The sequence below is a fragment of the Salinibaculum sp. SYNS191 genome, from assembly GCF_037338445.1.
Taxonomy (GTDB): Archaea; Halobacteriota; Halobacteria; order Halobacteriales; family Haloarculaceae; genus Salinibaculum; species Salinibaculum marinum.
Window position 1 is genome coordinate 2,074,477 of the sequence record NZ_CP147838.1, and the last position, 17,028, is coordinate 2,091,504.

Here is a 17,028-nt window from a genome sequence, read left to right on the forward strand (position 1 = left end):
GTTATGCACTCGCCATCATATCTTCTGCCACGTCATCATCTTCGTAGCCCCGCCCGATGAGGAATAGCGAGAGCACGGTAAAGGAGATGAGCAGGCCCGGGAACAGCGCCCACCACCACGCGTCGACGATGACGCCGGATTGGTACGCGTTGCGCAGGATGATGCCCCACGTGTAACTGGACGGGTCAGCGAGACCGAGAAACGCGAGTCCGGCCTGAATGATGACCGCGTATCCGGCACCAATCGCGGTAAAGAGTATCGCCATCGGCGCCACGTTCGGGAAGATGTGTTTCAGGAGAATCCGGGGCGTACTCGCGCCAGTGGATTTCGCCGCCATCACGAACGGCCGCTCTTTCACCTGTAACACCTGCGACCTGAGTACCCGCGCCATCCCACGCCATATCAACGCCCCGATGATGAACGCGGTCGTCCAGAAGCCACTCTCCAGAATCACCACGAGGACGAGCGCCGCCGGTAACAGTGGGACGCTGTATATAAAGTCTGTAAACCGCATCAACACCTCGTCGACGAGTCCACCGACGTAGCCGGCTGTCACCCCCACTACCGACCCGATGGTGAGAATCATCGTGCCGACGACGACGACGAGCAACATCGTCGGTTGGGCACCGACCAGCACCATAGAGAAGATGTCGCGGCCTAATCTATCCGTCCCCATCGGATGGTCGATAGATGGTGGCTGCGTCCGGAGAATATCGCCCGAGTCGCTGTACTGCGTCTCGGAAGGGTTGTAGGGAGCAATCTGTGGACCGAAGGCACCCATCAAAACCACGGCGATGAAGAACGCAAACGCGACCTTCGTGATTCTGTCCGAGAGAGTGTTCTGGAAGATATCGACCAGATTTCGGACGAAATAGTTCGAGCGAACTCGCCCGTACGCGGCTGTGAAACGAGCTGTCACCACGTCGACACCCTCCTATGCCTCACTGGGAAGGCCACAGTATTGCCCATGGTACTCATAGGCAACCTTTGCATCTATGGATTATAAAATTGTTGGAGGTTGTTGTACGGTCTACAGTATCGAGCCGCAAGCCAGCGGTGGGTTGTTACACACGAGGGCAGGAATGACACGGGACTGTGAGGGTGGGTGTAAGTGAGGCTAAGCGGCAAGGTCGGACTGACTCGGGCGACGGCAAGGTATTTTAAGAGCGGAGTCTGTACATTCTACCCATGCTGACGCAGTTACTGGACTCCGGTGTCCTCACAGAAGGGGAGTCCGGGTTTCAGTTGAGCGAACAGTTCGTCGACACTGTGGAGGCGAACCAAGCGGCGCTGGATGGACTGACACCCGACGAAAGTGTACACGCTGTCCTCGGACTCGATTCTGAGGGACCGGTGAGCGAACTGGACGAAGCTGACGCGCCGTTCCTCGTCGAGTATGCCACACTGGTAGAGATGGTCTCCGACGCAAGTGCGGAGGAGTTGATTCGGTGGACTGCGATTCTCGACCAGTTCCGAGCGGATGCATCTCCGACGGATGGGTCACCGGAGCCGTTTCTCGACGTCTCCGGCGATAAACTTCCCTCGTATCTCGAACTGTTCAGCCCCGCAATCGTCTACGTGTGGCGAGAAGAGTGCGACCCGTGTGACATTGTTCGCGGAGATTTCGAGAATATCTTCGGTGACGCTCCCGAAGACATCGCTCTCTTCTCGGTGTATGGCCCGGACAACAGCGTCATGCTACAGGAGCGCTACGACGTGATGGCCGGCCCGACAGTGCTGTTCATGGTCGACGGCCGAGTGGACGCCCGCCTCGTCGGCGCACACACGCGTGAGACACTCGACTCCGAAATCGACATTCTCCGCGACGTTGCTTGAAAGGACAGACAGCAACGCCGCTGCCGACGGTCCGGTCAGATATCGACGATACCACGGCCGTCCCGACAGTCGATGGTCGTGTCGAAGGCCGCCGAGAGTGATGCGAATCGGTCCACGATGGCGTCCGCACGGTCGCCGGTCGCAACCACGGGAATGCCTCGAGAAGACGGGCCACGGCTCTCCTGTAACCAACAAGGGACTAGTTCGATGTGGTCCAGTTGTCCACCAACGAACGTACAGACCGGCAGGACAGTCTCCCAAATCGGCCCGTCACCGATGATATCCTCACGCAACTGCCCATCCTCGAAGAACCACCGGTCGAACAGCGCCGACGGCCGCTCGTCGGTGACGCCGAAGCGACGGTACGTCTCCGCCGGGAACCGGTCTATCTGCTCCAACTGGAGGAAGAAGTTCCCCAGCGAGTAGAAGATCGGCTTCCCGTCATACACTTCCATTCCACGGAGCACGTGCGGGCCGGTCGTGACGAAGGCATCCGCCCCGGCGTCGACACACGCGTGAGCGAACTCGACGAGAAAGTCGGGCGTGCCGGGCATGTTCCGCTGGCCGTCCGTCCCCTGATGTGAGTGAAGCGTCGCAACGACCCACTCGGCCCGCGTGCTCGCCTCGCGGACCGTGGAGAGAATCGCCTCGCAGTCCGGCTGGTCGACTGCATATCGAACGCCTTCTTCGGACTCGTCCTCGACGGTCTCGAATTTCTTGTCGTCGAAGTGGACGTACGACTCGTCATCCCAGTCGTGGCCGATGCCCAGTCCCTTCTGTTTCCACGCGCGCTGGCGATCAGACTCGCCGGTCGCCTCGCTAATCGCCCGGATTTGGTCGATACGCTCGCTGTGTAGACGGTAGATTTTCTCGACGTGGAGCGGATTGATGCCCGGCCGCCCCGGTACCAGCGGGGAACTGCGACCAGCCTCGCTCTCGGGCGGAATGCTCGTCGTGGCGCTGACGAGCGCGACACGTCCCCCCGGCGTCTGCCTGTACGCGGGCCGACGTGCATCCGCAAGATTCCGACCAAGGCCTGCGTAAGTCATCCCGTGCGACTCGAAGGCAACCATCGTATCTCTGATTCCTTCGTGAGTATAATCGTACGAGTGGTTCGTCCCAGCACTGGCGAACGAACAGCCCATCTCGACGAGGTCGTCGATGACGGCGGGCGGTGACCGGAGATGGAGCAGTCCACCCTCGTGAGCAGGTGGTCGGTCGTCGCCGGGAACGAGCGTCTCGAAGTTCGTCACCGCCGCGTCTGCCTCACGGAGTGTCGAGACGACGGCGTGGAACTGGCTGTCGGTTTCGGCCCGTTCCAAAATCGGTTCAGCGAGGATGGCGTCGCCAGTGGCCGCGAGTCTGAACGTCGTGTTCGCCATAGAAGCTACGACGTCGGTCACCCATCTATAGCTATCCCTCGAACAGACAACGGGTAGAACCGGGCGGCGAAAAAGCGTGCGTTATCCGGTGTACTCGCCTTCGGCGTTGACACACGGGAAGTCGTCGGGGCTGGGCTGGCCTTCAGCGGGCCACAGTGGCGACGTATCGGCACCTTGCGGGTAGTGCAGACGGCCGTCTTGGTCCCAGCCCCAGTCGGCGTCCGAGAGAACCTGCTGGGCGGCTTCCACGTCGCCCGAGGGGTCATCCGTGTACATCGGAGCGTCGTCCGGGAACCACGGGTGTTCCTGCGTGATAAACTGGGAGTGGAGCTGGACGGACCCCTGTCCGAACAGCACGACTTCGTTCATCTCCTGTCGGTTGATCGCCGCACCGATGGCTTGGCGAATCGGCTTGTACTTGACACCGGGCATCGGAATCTGCGGGTAGATCGCTGGACCACCGTAGAGACCAGCGGAGGTGACACCCTGCATGTCTCCCTGTCCGTCGAGTCGGTCGAAGGTCCCGGCCGTGACGAGCGTGACGAGGTCGATACCGCCGTTCTCGAAGGCGGCCACAGCGGAGGTTTCGTCTTCGAACCCACGGAGCACGATGTCGTGGTCGGGCTGAAAGTTCGGGTGACCGTCGAAGGCGGTGAGTCGTGCCGACTGGTCCGCTTGGAAGGAGGCCAGTTCGAACGGTCCGGAGCCCCACACATCGTCGGGAACTTGGAAGCCACCGGCGTTGCCGTCTGCGGCCTGCCACTGGTCCTTGTGCAAAATCCCGAACGTCGCCATATCCCGCGTGGTGAAGATCGGGTACGGGCTCTCGAAGTTGAACTCGATAGTCTTGTCGTCGATGACGTTGATCGACGAGAACGGAATGTCCGTCACCTTGTAGACCTCGGCCGAGTTGGCCTGCAGGAACTCGTAGGTGAATTTGACGTGTTCGGCGGTCACCTCGTCACCGTTGTGGAACTGGGCGTCGTCGGCCAGCGTGACAGTCACCTGCGTCGAGTCCTCGTTGCTCGAGTAGTCGCTCGCCAGCGCGTTCTGCAGCTCGTAGTTGCCGTCGTACATCACGAGCGGCGAGAAGATGAGCGCGTTCCAGAGGAAGAACGTCTCCCCCTGCTGTTGAATCATCCAGTTTTTCCGCGCCATCGTCTGGGAGTTCGCGGACATCGTAATCTCGGAGCCGTTCTTGGGGCGCGAGTCGACGAGCGAAATCGGGTTCGAGATGCGCAGACCGGCCTCGCCGGTCGAGTTCATCTCGACTTGATCCGTGTGGACGATCTGTGAGTCGAGCACGCCCACGATCATCATGTGAGAGTAGTCTTCACCGAGAATCTGGAACGCTTCGTCGACGAGTTCTCGACGCTGCTCCGGACCGACGGAACCCTGTTCTTGCGCGATGGCGCTGTACTCACAGTTCGGCCAGTTCGAGAGGTTAAGACCGCCTTTCCCGGCGTTCCCGATAGACTCCCGGAGGATGAACTCCTGTGGGTCGAGTCGGTCGGGTGAGGACGTGGACATCGCCATCCACAACGCGGCGGCTCGTCGGTCGTTGATGATGTCGTCGACAACTTCCGCGTTTGGGCGGCCGCGTGCCTCCGCGCTGATGCCGATTTGACTGAGGTCCTCGGCCATCCGTGGAGCCAACTCCTCCATGGTTGCCGTCCGACCCGCCTGTCCCGTCATGTACTCGATTGTGAGCGTCGGGACACGCTCACCGAGTTCCGAGGCGTCTTGGGTCGGAACGTTGCCTGACCCGCCGTCACCACCGTCGTCGCCACCATCACCACCGTCGTCGCCACCATCGCCCCCGTCGCCACCGATGAGTGCACACCCTGCGAGTGCAAGAGCGGGGACCGACGATAGCCCTTTGAGAATGTCTCTGCGGTCCAATGTCTTACCGGTCGAGTCGGATGACATGGAATAACATAACAACATGAACTACTTATACTTTTTGTGTATGGAGTTCACGGCCAGATACGAGACAGCAGGCATCCGCACGTCTCCCAGCACGAGCGACTGCGCCGGATTGTGACGAGTTCGTATCATCCAATCTACAACACATGCCGTATACCTGCTCGGCATCCGAGACGTGCCCAACCGAACAGTCCGACCGGGGCGACCCCAACACTTAACCCTACGCTGTAACCTCAGAGCAGTATGGACGAGACGCTGTTTGACCAGTTGCGCGTACTCGATTTCTCGCAGGCGGGCCCCGGCCCACTGACTGGCGTACTGTTCGCGGACTTCGGCGCAGACGTGATTTCAGTCGAACCACCCGGCGGTGCGACAACACGCACGCTCACCAGCGGGGCACTTCGACCGAACTACATGCGGAACAAACGCTCGCTCGTGTTGAACCTGAAAGCCGAAGACTCCGAGCAAGTCGTCCGCTCGCTCGTCGAGTCCGCGGACGTACTCATCCACAACAACCGACCCGGCACGATGGAGCGACTCGGCTGTGACTACGAGACACTCCGGGCATACAACGACGAACTGGTCTACTGCTCGCTGACCGGCTACGGCGAGAGCGGCCCCTACAGCGACCGGCCGTGTTTCGACCCGCACGCCCAAGCGATGTCCGGGCTGATGTGGAACACCGGTGAACCCGACCGCAAGCCCTCACGGGTCGGGGCTTCGCTCGTCAGTTTCGCCGCCGCCCAAGCCGCCGCGTTTGGTATCATGGGCGCGCTGTGGAACCGCGAGCGGACTGGCGAGGGGCAGAAAGTCGAAGCATCACTGTTCGATACCGCTGGCTCCGCGATGGGCTACTGGTACAGCTATCACGAACTCACGGGGACGGAGCCGACCCGACGGGGCCACTCGTGGGACGGCTACTGTCCCGCTGGCGTCTTCGACACCGCCGACGAACCGGTGTACCTCGCTATCCCCTCACAGCGCCTCTGGAAGCGCTTTTGTTCGGCCATCGACCGCGAAGAGTGGGTCGACCACCCCAAATACGGGAGCGACGAGGACCGTCTCGCCAACCGCGAGGAACTGTTTGCGGCTATCGAAGAGGAGTTCGCCCCCTACGACCGGGCAGAACTCATGGAACTACTATCCGGGAAGGGTGTCCCTGTCTCCGAAGTCCAGACCATTCCCGAAGCCGCAAACGACGACCACCTGCGCGAGCGCGGGACCGTCAGGGAAGTCCCGGATATTGACGGTGACGTGACCGGTTCGATGCCGGCGGTCAAGCCTGCTCGGACCCCACCAACTATCGAGCACGGGCCGCCGGAAGTCGGAGAGCACACCGCCGAAATCCTCACCGACGTCGGCTTCGACACCGACGACATCGTCCAGTTCGACGAGGACGGCGTCGTCAGCGACGCGATGCGAAAGTAGAGACCCCCACCTGTCGACGACTGTTCTTACTGTCGTGTCGCTGCCGCCGCGTCCCGGACGTCGTCGACGAAGGTGTCGAAGTCCGGATTCTCGTCGCCCTCTCTCGCCCACGCGTAAGTGATTGTCCCGCTGTCGTCGATGACGAACACAGCCCTGTCGGCCACCTCCGAGAGACCGTAGAGGTCCTCGATGATGGCGTCGTAGGCGTGAATCACGTCCCGGTCGAAGTCGCTCAGTATCGGGAACGTGAGGTCGTGGCGCTGGATGAAGACGTTGAGCGCGAACGGGAGGTCGACGCTCAGCCCGTATACCCGAGCGTCTATCTCCTCGAACGCCGCCAGTGAATCGCGGAACGTACACATCTCTTCCGTACAGCCTCCGGTAAAGGCCGCCGGGAAGAAGGCGAGGACGATTGGCCCGTCACCGAGTTCGTCGGCAAGCGAGAACTCCCCGATATCGTCGTAGCTATCGCCGTAGGCAATCGGTACTGTGAACGTGGGTGCTGACTCTCCAACTCCGAGCATACGGGTATCAGTGGCGCACTCCAGCCAATAGTTCTGTCGGTGGGTCACACCACGAGGGTAGCGAACGGTCCGAGAGTCCGCGGAGCACTTGCCGGCTACCCCTTCGTCAGATGCGTCCAGAAGATGATGGCACCGCCAGCGAGCAGACAGCAGACGAGACCAGCGAAGGCGACGAGGTAGTTGAACCACTCGGAGACGAACCCGACGTAGGTGGGACCGAGACTGCCGATGCCGAAATACATCGTCCGGAAGATGCCGAAGTCCCCACCCTTGTTCGTATCCGGGAACACGTCCATCAGGAACGCCTGCATGACCGGAGGAAAGCTCAGCAGACCGAGGGCAAACAGCATGATTCCGAACAGAATCACGAGCGGATAGGGGGCGAGTATAATCGTCGTCAGCCCGGCGGCACTGAGGAGGAGTCCCCCCGCCGTAATCGGGAGACGGGCAATGCCGTCGCTCATCTTCCCTGCCAGCGGCATCACGACGATACCGACGACGAAAGGGATGGCGAAGCCGACGGCCGCGAGCTCCGGGGAAAACCCCTTATCTGCTCTGAGCGCCGTCGGAAGAAAACTCAGGACCCCCTGCCACGTCAGCATGTACATCGTGTAAGCGACCACGAGCCAGCGCATCCGACTACGACTGAACACGCGCTTCGTCGAACTGGCGAGTTCCAGTGTAACGCTGGTGACGACGTAGGACTCCTGTGACCAGAGATGTAGAAGGAAGCTGACCGAAAGGAGAACGACGAGGACGGGCAGAAAACCATACTCCCAGACACCTGCCGAGAGAATGACGACGGAGACGGCGGAGGCGAACGCTCCGCCAACCATATTCGCGCTGGTGTTGATACCGAAGGCCTGCCCGCGGCGTTCGACGAACAGGTCCGAGAGCATCGTTCGCGTCGAGATGATGTACAGGCCGGCACCGATGCCGATACAGCCCGCACTCACCACGAACAACGGATAGGTCAGACCGACGAGGAGGAGACCGAATCCGACGACCATCGTCGCCAGTCCGCCGACGATAATCGTCGTCCGGGACCACTGGTCGGCAAAGCGACCCGCCGGATACTGCGAGACGGCAAAGGCGGCCCACATCACGGTCAGTGCCATGCCGGCTTTGGCTGAGGTTATCGAGAGTTCGTCGATTATCGAGGGCAGAACCAGCGGCAACATCTGCCGCCCGATGCTGACGCCGAGCGACCCCAGCGCGAGCACGATGGTTATCCGACCGGTGTATCCCCGTACGAAACTCTCCTCAGTCGTCTCGGCAGACTCGTGCATTCGGGAATCTTCCTGTGGAATGCTTGCGCGGCGGGTGATTAAGTTGTTTCCCCACAACACCTTAGTGGTCGTTCACGAAAGAGAGAGACAATGACTGTCGGCATCCTCGGTGCTGGCGCACTGGGCTGTACCTACGGCGGCTACCTGCACGACGCGGGCGAATCCGCCCACCTCATCGACGTGTGGGACAAGCACGTCGAGGAAATAAATCAGAACGGCCTGACAATCACGAGCGGGGCCGACGAGCGCGTCGTCACGCCCCGCGCGACGACCGACCCCGACGAGGTTGGCGTCGTCGACACCCTGTTCGTTCTCGTGAAAGCGACTCAGACCCGCGAGGCACTCAGCAACGCGGCCGGCGTCGTCGGACCCGAAACGACCGTCGTCACGCTCCAGAACGGCCTGAAAAACGTCGAGATTCTATCCGAGCAGGTGGCCGAGCATCAAATCGTCAGCGGCAGTACGATGGTCGGCGCGACGGTCACCGGCCCCGGATCGGTCCGTCTCTACCGCGTTGCCGATACTGTTGTCGGGGGCGACGACGCGGACCGCGCACGGGAAGTCGTCAGTCTCCTCGAACAGACACCGCTTCCCGCCTCGATGGTTGCCGACCCGCGTGCGGCAATCTGGTCGAAACAGTTGGTCAACGTCGCGGTCAAACCGACCGCCGCACTGACGGAACTGCCAAACGGTGCCCTGGTCGCCTCGGAGCACGTCCTCAGCGTCATGGACCAACTGCTCTCAGAGACGCGGGAGGTCGCCGCCGCCGCTGGCATCGCGCTCGACGAGTCCGACCCCCTCGACCGCGTCATCGACGCCTGCGAACGGACCAGTGAGAAACACTCCTCGATGCTGGTCGATATCGAACAGGAGCGCGAGACGGAAATCGACCACATCAACGGCACGGTCGCAGAATACGGTGCGAGCCACGGCGTCGCCACGCCGTACAACGACCTCGTGACTGCACTGGTCCACGGAAAAGAAGCGACATACCTCGACTAAAAGGAGACCCGAAGCCGACTTGTCGCTATTCTGCAAGCAGGTCGACGACGACTGCCCGCTCGTCGGTGAGGACGACCGGATTCACTTCGAACTCCGATTCTCCCGAGTCAATGTAGAACGCAGCGAGACCCTCCAACGTGTCCACGAGCGCGTCGACTGAGAGGTCGTGACGCCTGTTGTTGTCGAGGATGTGGCCGAGTCGCCCGCCCGTGAGGCGGTCGCGAAGATACTCCCGCTCGGTCGGGAGGAAAACCGTCTCGCGTGCGGTCTCGTCGAACAGTTCGACGTACTCGCCGCCGGGACCGACGAGCATCACCGGCCCGAACTCCGCCGTGTCGAGGAAGCCACAGACGAGTTCGAACCCGTCGACTTGCTCCTGGATGAGCAGTGACGCCTCGGTCAGACCCTCGCGCTCGGCTGTCGAAAGCAGGTCATCCGCGGCTGCCCGGACTTCCCGCTCGGTTCGGCGGTCGGTCCTGACACCGCCGAGTTCCGTCTTGTGTTTCAGTCCCGGCGCGGAGAGTTTGACCGTGACCGGATAGCCGAGGGCTTCGGCGGCGTCGACTGTGCCGTCGACCGACTGTGTGAGCCGATAGGGGACGACATCGACACCCCGTTCGGTCGCCTCCGTGGCGAGTTCCTCCCAGCCGCCCTGCAAAGAGAGGTCGCCAGCTGTCGGTACCTCCGCGGCCAGCGGCGGCGGATTGCGCCGGCGCTCGGTCCACTCCGCGAGGTGGCCGATTTCGCGGACTGCCGTCACTGGGTCTTGATACACCGGTACCCCGTGTGCGTGAAGGTCGGCCAGCAACTCCTCGTCGGGCCAGCCGCCGGTGAAGACGACGACGATGGGCTTTCCGGTCTCGGCTATCAGTTCGTAGATCGTCTCACGAGCCGGACGAACGTACTCCGGCCCCGTGTTGCCAACCTGCAAGAGCATTGCATCGACCGAGGGACTCCGGATAACCGACCCCGCGAGCGTATCTAAGAGGTCGAGGTCCGTCATAATCTTCCCCGTCATGTCGATAGGGTTGGATGCCGAACCGTACTCCGGGAGATGTTCGGAAATCTGTTCTCGGACATCGTCCGGGAGACTCGGCAGGTCGACGCCGTACTCCTCGCAGGCGTCGGCAATAAGCGCACAGGAGCCGCCGCTGGCACTGATGACGCTCAATCCGGGGCCGTCCGGGAACTGTGGCATATCGAGCGTCGAGAAGGCTTCGAGTGCGTCGACGTAGTCCTGCACGGAGTTGAGTTGGACGATACCGGTCTCACGGAGCGCGGCCTCGTACACCTCGCCCGAGTCGGACATCCGCCCGGTGTGTGACTGCGTTGCCTGTTTACCGAGGTCGGAGTCACCGATTTTGAGTGTGAGAATCGGCGTCCCGGTTTCGAGTGCGCGCTGTCCGATTTCGAACAGTCGACGGCCGTCTCCGACGGCCTCCACGAGTGTCACGACGAACGAAACTTCCGGGTCTTCGACGTAGTTTTCGAGAATGTCGAGCAGCGAGAGGTCCGCCTCGTTGCCCGTCGTCACCCACTTTCGCGTGCCGACGCCGGCGTGTGCGGCAATCTGGAGAAACGCACCGCCCATGCCGCCGCTCTGGGAGACGACAGCGAGGCCGTCCGCCTCGAGGTCCAGCCGACAGACGCTCGAAAACGAGAGCGCAATCTGTTCGGGCGTGTTGATGACCCCCTCCGAGTTCGGCCCGAGTATCCGCATGTCGTACTCGTCCGCGATGGCCTTGAGTTCCTGCTCGCTGTCGTCGCGCCCTGTCTCACCGAAGCCGGAACTCCCGATGATGACGTAATCGACACCCGCCTCGCCACACTCGCGGACAGCGTCGATGACGAGCGGTGCCGGCAACATCACGAAGGCGGCCGTCGGCGGGTCCGCGATGTCCAGAATGCTCCCGTAGCACTCCCTGCCGTGGAGGGAGTCGTACTTCGGGTTGACAGGATAGACGGTGCCCGCATAGTCGTTGTCATCCAGATAGCCGATGATGCGCCCGCCGAGTGACTCCCGGCCGGTACTGGCTCCGATGACTGCGACAGACGATGGCGTAAATAACTCTTCGAGGGGGATTTCTGCTCGCTCAGACATGCCTTTCAGTGTCAACTCCTTGTTCCTGTTTACAATACCTACCCGGGGGCACTCTTAAATCTTCGTGCAGGTACCGAGTCCATAGCCGTCTGTCACGTCTGCGCTGTCGTTTTTCTAGTATCATAGTGTAGCGTGTCGTCTTGCGTCGTCAGTTGTCGGTTGCGGAACCGGTCGAGACACCGAACTGGTCGAGGTCGAGTGGGGAGTCGTAGCCGGCGGCGTCGGCGGCCGTGAGTTGATTGCGTTTCGTCTGTATCTCCACGAGGTGTGGCTGGTCGTCGTCGAGTGCATCGCTGACAACCGTTTCGACCGCTGCTGTGGTCGAGACCGCTGTCGCGTTCCACCCGAACCCCTCGGCAATCGTCGTGAGGTCGGGCGACCCCCACGAGAACTCGTGAGTTCGCGCATCGTCGCTGATTTCCGGTGACTTGTTGATGATACTGCCGTAGCCACCGTTGTTGAACACGACCGCAACGAGATTCGCGTCGTTCTCGACGGCCGTGTGGAGTTCGTGGATGCACATGTAGAAGCCGCCGTCGCCGGTGAGCGTCAGCACCGGCCGGTCGGGTTCGGCAAGTGCCGCGCCGATGGCCGACGGCAGTCCGTAACCCATCCCGGCCCACGAGCCGGAGGTGATGTAGTTGCCAGGCGTGAACGCCGGGAACGTCTGCATGGCCCACAGCCGGAATGCCCCCACGTCGACAGTGACGATTGCATCCTCGGGGACGGCTTCGCGCACGGCGTGCATCGCGGCGGGCGTCGATGTCGGGTCGGTGTCGTCGAGCGCACCCTGCCGGTCGAGGTGGGCGTCGTAGTCCGACCGCACCGCCTGCCCGATGGCCGAGCCGTCCCAGCCGGTCGACCGACCCTCACCGACCGGGTCGAGTCGGTCGAGCAATGCCTCGGCGGCGTCTGTCACGTCCGCGACGATGGGGACTGCCGTCGGGTAGTGATTGCCGATGGACGTGGGGTCGATGTCGACGTGGACGAGCGACCCCTCGATTGGGAGCGTCCACGAGTTCGTTGCGAGGATGTCGAAATCCGTCCCGAGCGCGAGAACGGCGTCGGCCGAGCGCACCACGTCGATGCCGGGTTCGGGCATGTGCTTGCCGGTGACGCCGAGCGCGCGCGGGTCGTCCTCGGGGAAGACACCCTTGCCGTTGTAGGAGGAGGCGACGGGTGCATTCAGCCGGTCCGCCAACTGCTCGACGACGCGCACGCCGTCGGCAGTCCGTCGAGCGCCGCCGCCGACGAACAACAACGGTCGCTCGGCGTCGGAGAGGAGTGTCGCCGCGCGGTCGTAGGCAGTTTCGTTGTCGTAGGTGGTTCGTTCAGCCGTCACGTCGGCGGCCGGGGCGGCGAAGTCGCTTGCGAGCATGTCCTTTGGAATCCCGAGACGGACGGGTCCGGTCGGCGGTTCGCGCGCCACGGCAATCGCCCGAGAAATCTGCTCGGGGAGGCGTAGCCGGGATGAAACCTGGATGTTCTCCTTGACGACGTTGTCGAAGGTTTCCGGCTCGATCTCGTGGACGGGTTCCCGCGGACGGTCCGCGTCGTCGACGTCGGAGGCGATGTGAATCATGGGAATCCCGTTCGAGAGGGCATTTTTCAGCCCCGTCGAGACGTTGGTGTCGCCCGGCCCCGGGATGGTGACGGTGGCCGCCATCGCCCCGCTGGCCTCGTAATAGCCCCACGCGATGTGAGGGATGGCGGTCTCGTGTCGGGCCATGACGTAGTCCATGTCGTCTCGCTCAGCGACGAGTTTGTCGAACGGAACTGTCTGGGCACCGGGGATACCGATGACCGTCTCGACGCCGGCGTCGACGAGCGCTCGATAGAGATAGCTACTTCCGGACTGTCTGTCCGTCTCGCGTGTCGGCATGTGACGGCGTAGCATCTACTGTGGAATAAGTGTTCGGTAGCGGCCGAACCAGCCCTCGAAATCGACGTAAATCCCGCGGCTCTCGGGGAGCTAGAACCGAATCGTCGGGAAGAGGCCGCCGTTGACGTGGACGACTTGTCCCGTGATGTAACCGCCGTGGTCGGAGGCGAGGAAGGTGGCAGTCGGCGCTATCTCCTCGGGGTCACAGATGTAGCCAAGCGGGATGCGTTGCCGGTACGGTTCCAAGTCGGGTTGGCCCTGTCCCTCACCGGCCCGGTCAGTCTTGGCGATGCCCGGCGCGATGCAGTTTGACGTGATGCCGTCCTCTGCGAGTTCGTGAGCGAGGGCGCGGGTGTAGCCGAACAATCCCGCCTTGGTCGATGCCACGTGGAGGCGGTTGGACTGACCGAACATCGCGTCCGCGCCTGACATGGTGATGATGCGGCCCCACCCAGCCTCGCGCATGTCCGGTACGACCGCCCGTGCACAGAGGAACGGCCCCGTGAGGTTCGTCCCGACGACGGTGTTCCACTCTTCGAGAGTGATGTCCTCGACCGGATTGTGCGGACGGACTGCCGCGTTGTTCACCAAGATATCGACCGGCCCGAGTTCCTGTCCGATGGTCTCGACCGCATCGAGCACCGCGTCGGGGTCGCTCACGTCCGTCTGGACTCCGATAACCGACGTGTCGAAGCGCTCACGGAGGTCGGCAACGGCAGCGTCGAGTTCCGCCTCGTTCGAGCGGTTGCTAACGACGACGTTCGCGCCGCTCGCAGCCATCTCGGCGGCGATTGCTTTCCCGATGTTGCGGGCCGAACCGGTTACCCACGCAGTCTTCCCCGTCAGGTCGATGTCTGTCATATCCGAGTCGTTGGACAGGTGCGTATATAAAATCTGCCGGCGAGGCGGGCACTGACCCACCCCACCGAAACAAATTTGAGCGGTCCTACGGAATCTACGACCGTAATGACCGAGTATTCGCAGGGGAGCGTCGCAGACGCGTACGATATCCTCGTCGACGGTGAGTGGGTATCGGCCGACAGCGGCGAGCGGTTCGCAGTGTACGACCCGAGCACCGGCGAGGAACTGACACAGGTCGCCCGTGGACGAGAGACGGACATCGAACACGCGATCGAGGCCGCAGTCGCCGCCGAGGACGGCTGGCGTCGGATGGCCGTCGACGAGCGGTCCCAACTGCTCTACGAAATCGCGCAGGCGCTCCGTGACCACGAGGACGAACTGGCCGAAATCGAGACACTGGATACGGGCAAACCGCTCGGGACGGGACGCAGTCACGCCCAGACGTGTGCCCGCTACTTCGAATACTACGCCGGCATCGCCGACAAGGTGTACGGCGACTCGATTCCCCTCTCCGACGAGTACGTCGATTTCACCGTCCGGGAACCCCTCGGCGTCACCGCACAAGTCATCCCGTGGAACGGACCGCTCTCCGTGTTCGGGCGGTCGGTCGCGCCGGCACTCGCGACGGGCAACGTCTGTATCGTCAAGCCCGCCGAGCAAGCCCCGCTCTCCCCGCTCGTGGCCGCTCGCGTCATCGACGACCACCTCCCCGACGGCGTCCTCAACGTCGTTCCCGGTTTCGGCACCGAGGCGGGCGCACCGCTCGTGGAACACGACGCCGTCGACGGCATCGGCTTCACCGGTTCGGTCCCAACGGGCAAGGCGATTGCCACCGCCGCCGCGGAGAATCTGACACCGCACTACCTCGAACTCGGCGGCAAGAGTCCGAACGTGGTCTTCCCGGACGCCGACCTCGACAACGCCGTCGAGAACGCCGTGAAGGGGTTCACAGCCGTCACCGGACAGGTGTGTTCGGCCGGTTCGCGCCTGCTGTTGCACGAGGACATCCACGACGAGTTTCTCGACCGTCTCGTCGATGAGGTCGACTCGCTCACCGTCGATTCGGGTATCGACGACCCCGATGTCGGCCCGCTCGTCTCCGAAGAGCAGTTCGAGAAGGTACAGCGCTACGTCGAAGTCGGTCGGAAAGAGGCGGGAGAACCAGTGGTCGGCGGGTCGGCGCTGGACCGGCCGGGCTACTTCTTCGAACCGACCATCTTCGACGGCGTGGACAACGACATGCGCATCGCACAGGAGGAAATCTTCGGGCCGGTGTTGAGCGTCATCACGTTCGCGGACGAACAGGAAGCAATCGAGATTGCCAACGACGTGGACTACGGGCTGGTCGCGGGCATCTTCACGGAGAACGTCCAGCGGGCGCTTCGCTTCTCGAAGGAGGTCGCCGCCGGACAGATTTACATCAACGAATGGTTCGCGGGCGGCATCGAGACGCCCTTCGGCGGTTACAAGGACAGCGGCTACGGCCGAGAGAAGGGACTGGAAGCCATCGACGAGTACACGCAGGTCAAGAACGTCTGTGCCAACATCGGCACCGACTGGCCGCGCTGAGTCGGCCGGTCCGAGACGCCGAAGACGGCGGACCAGCGGGTAAAGCATATTACCCCCATCGCTCAATATTGAGTCAGGCAGCTCATGTCACAAGATACTGAAAGCGATACGTACGGCAAAATCACAGACGAAGGACTCGCGGAACTGGAGGACAGAATCGGCACGGTCATCGACGAGCGGGACCCCTACGTCTCGGAAGCGACGCGGGATACGATTCGCCACTGGGCCAACGGCATCGGGACCGACAACCCCCTCTACACCGACCCCGAGTACGCACAGGACACCCAGTACGGGAGCATCACCGCGCCCCCGACGTTTCTCTATGCCACCTGCCACATCTCCGGCGGCTACGTCGGCGGTCTCCCGGGCGTCCACGCGATGTACGCCGGCACCGACTGGGACTGGAAACAACCCATCAAGCGCGGCTACGAGATAGAGACGAAAAGTTGGCTCCACGACCTCATCGAACACGAGACGAACTTCGCCGGGCGCTCGATACAGCAGATATACCGCACCGAGTTCTACAACCAGCACGGCGAGCAGTTGGCGACGGCCGACTCGTGGTGTTTCCGCACCGAGCGCGACACAGCCCGCGAAGGTAAGAAAAAGTACGAATCAGAGGGCGTCGAACTCGCCAACTGGGACGAAGAAGATATCGAAGCGTTCGCGGAGCACTACCGCCAGCAGGAACCCCGCGGCGGTGAGACGCGCTACTTCGAAGACGTCGAGGAAGGACAGCAACTCGACAAACTTCTCAAGGGCCCCCGGACGGTCACCGGCGCAATCGCGTTCCTGCAGGGGTGGGGCAGTGTCTACGTCAACGCCCGCGGCCACCAGCTCATGTACGCGCTGTTCGACGACCATCCAGGGTTGAAGACCATCAACCGCTACGGCGCGCCGGAGCCGCCGTCACGCGTCCACTGGGACGAGGAATTCGCCCAGCACGCTGGCGTCCCGGCACCCTACGACTACGGCCCGGAACGCGTCTCGTGGCTCGGCCACACCTGCCACCACTGGATGGGCGACGACGGCTTCCTCGAAGACCTCTACGTCGAAGTCCGCCGGCACAACCTTCTGGGTGACGCGACGTGGTGTACCGGCGAAGTCACAGACACGTACGTCGACGGCGAGAAACACCTCGTGGACGTCGAACTGAAAGCGACCAATCAGCGCGACAACGTCACCGCGAAAGGGAACGCGACGATTCGGCTTCCCTCCCGCGAATAAC

The 17,028-nt window shown here is 62.4% G+C and carries 13 protein-coding genes; 5 read left to right on the top strand and 8 right to left on the bottom strand.

Translation table 11 applies throughout. The features are described 5' to 3' along the window. Nucleotide 1 precedes the first annotated feature (1 nt). Entirely contained in the window at nt 2-922 is a 921-nt protein-coding gene (locus WDJ57_RS11210; RefSeq protein ID WP_338900904.1) for an ABC transporter permease, read from the bottom strand. Between the two features lie 266 nt (nt 923-1,188). On the opposite strand from WDJ57_RS11210, the gene WDJ57_RS11215 reads away from it, so the two are divergent. Next, nucleotides 1,189-1,836 (top strand): thioredoxin family protein, encoded by a 648-nt coding sequence (locus WDJ57_RS11215; protein WP_338900905.1) that lies wholly within the window; start codon nt 1,189-1,191, stop codon nt 1,834-1,836. Between the two features lie 35 nt (nt 1,837-1,871). Here the strand turns inward: WDJ57_RS11215 and WDJ57_RS11220 are convergent, their stop codons facing one another. Continuing rightward, a complete protein-coding gene (locus WDJ57_RS11220) occupies nt 1,872-3,218 on the bottom strand; it encodes a CapA family protein (protein WP_338900906.1) in 1,347 nt (448 codons plus the stop codon). Between the two features lie 81 nt (nt 3,219-3,299). Beyond that, entirely contained in the window at nt 3,300-5,147 is a 1,848-nt protein-coding gene (locus WDJ57_RS11225; protein ID WP_338900907.1) for an ABC transporter substrate-binding protein, read from the bottom strand. A gap of 240 nt (nt 5,148-5,387) precedes the next feature. Between WDJ57_RS11225 and WDJ57_RS11230 the strand changes: the two genes are divergently transcribed. Further along, nucleotides 5,388-6,572 carry a CaiB/BaiF CoA transferase family protein gene (locus tag WDJ57_RS11230; protein WP_338900908.1) on the top strand — a complete coding sequence of 395 codons (1,185 nt, stop codon included), beginning with the start codon at nt 5,388-5,390 and terminating at the stop codon, nt 6,570-6,572. Between the two features lie 26 nt (nt 6,573-6,598). Here WDJ57_RS11230 and WDJ57_RS11235 read toward each other — a convergent pair whose 3' ends face one another. Both WDJ57_RS11235 and WDJ57_RS11240 read right to left on the bottom strand, forming a co-directional pair. Next, nucleotides 6,599-7,096 carry a redoxin domain-containing protein gene (locus WDJ57_RS11235; protein ID WP_338900909.1) on the bottom strand — a complete coding sequence of 166 codons (498 nt, stop codon included), beginning with the start codon at nt 7,094-7,096 and terminating at the stop codon, nt 6,599-6,601. A 95-nt stretch (nt 7,097-7,191) separates the two neighbouring features. Next, nucleotides 7,192-8,385, bottom strand: a complete 1,194-nt coding sequence (locus WDJ57_RS11240; protein WP_338900910.1) for an MFS transporter — start codon at nt 8,383-8,385, stop codon at nt 7,192-7,194. Between the two features lie 90 nt (nt 8,386-8,475). On the opposite strand from WDJ57_RS11240, the gene WDJ57_RS11245 reads away from it, so the two are divergent. Then, nucleotides 8,476-9,387, top strand: coding sequence for a ketopantoate reductase family protein (locus WDJ57_RS11245; protein WP_338900911.1), 912 nt, complete (start codon nt 8,476-8,478; stop codon nt 9,385-9,387). 25 nt (nt 9,388-9,412) lie between these two features. Here the strand turns inward: WDJ57_RS11245 and WDJ57_RS11250 are convergent, their stop codons facing one another. From WDJ57_RS11250 to WDJ57_RS11260, 3 genes are all read right to left on the bottom strand, one after another. Further along, nucleotides 9,413-11,488, bottom strand: a complete 2,076-nt coding sequence (locus tag WDJ57_RS11250; protein ID WP_338900912.1) for an acetate--CoA ligase family protein — start codon at nt 11,486-11,488, stop codon at nt 9,413-9,415. Between the two features lie 148 nt (nt 11,489-11,636). Then, nucleotides 11,637-13,370 (bottom strand): thiamine pyrophosphate-binding protein, encoded by a 1,734-nt coding sequence (locus WDJ57_RS11255; protein WP_338900913.1) that lies wholly within the window; start codon nt 13,368-13,370, stop codon nt 11,637-11,639. Between the two features lie 90 nt (nt 13,371-13,460). Continuing rightward, nucleotides 13,461-14,231 carry an SDR family NAD(P)-dependent oxidoreductase gene (locus WDJ57_RS11260; RefSeq protein WP_338900914.1) on the bottom strand — a complete coding sequence of 257 codons (771 nt, stop codon included), beginning with the start codon at nt 14,229-14,231 and terminating at the stop codon, nt 13,461-13,463. Nucleotides 14,232-14,336: 105 nt separating this feature from the next. Here WDJ57_RS11260 and WDJ57_RS11265 point away from each other — a divergent pair, with 105 nt between their 5' ends. Further along, the gene (locus tag WDJ57_RS11265) at nt 14,337-15,800 is read left to right on the top strand and encodes an aldehyde dehydrogenase family protein (protein ID WP_338900915.1); all 1,464 of its coding nucleotides are present in this window, start codon (nt 14,337-14,339) and stop codon (nt 15,798-15,800) included. 84 nt (nt 15,801-15,884) lie between these two features. After that, nucleotides 15,885-17,027, top strand: a complete 1,143-nt coding sequence (locus WDJ57_RS11270) for an FAS1-like dehydratase domain-containing protein (RefSeq protein ID WP_338900916.1) — start codon at nt 15,885-15,887, stop codon at nt 17,025-17,027. Nucleotide 17,028: the final 1 nt, after the last annotated feature.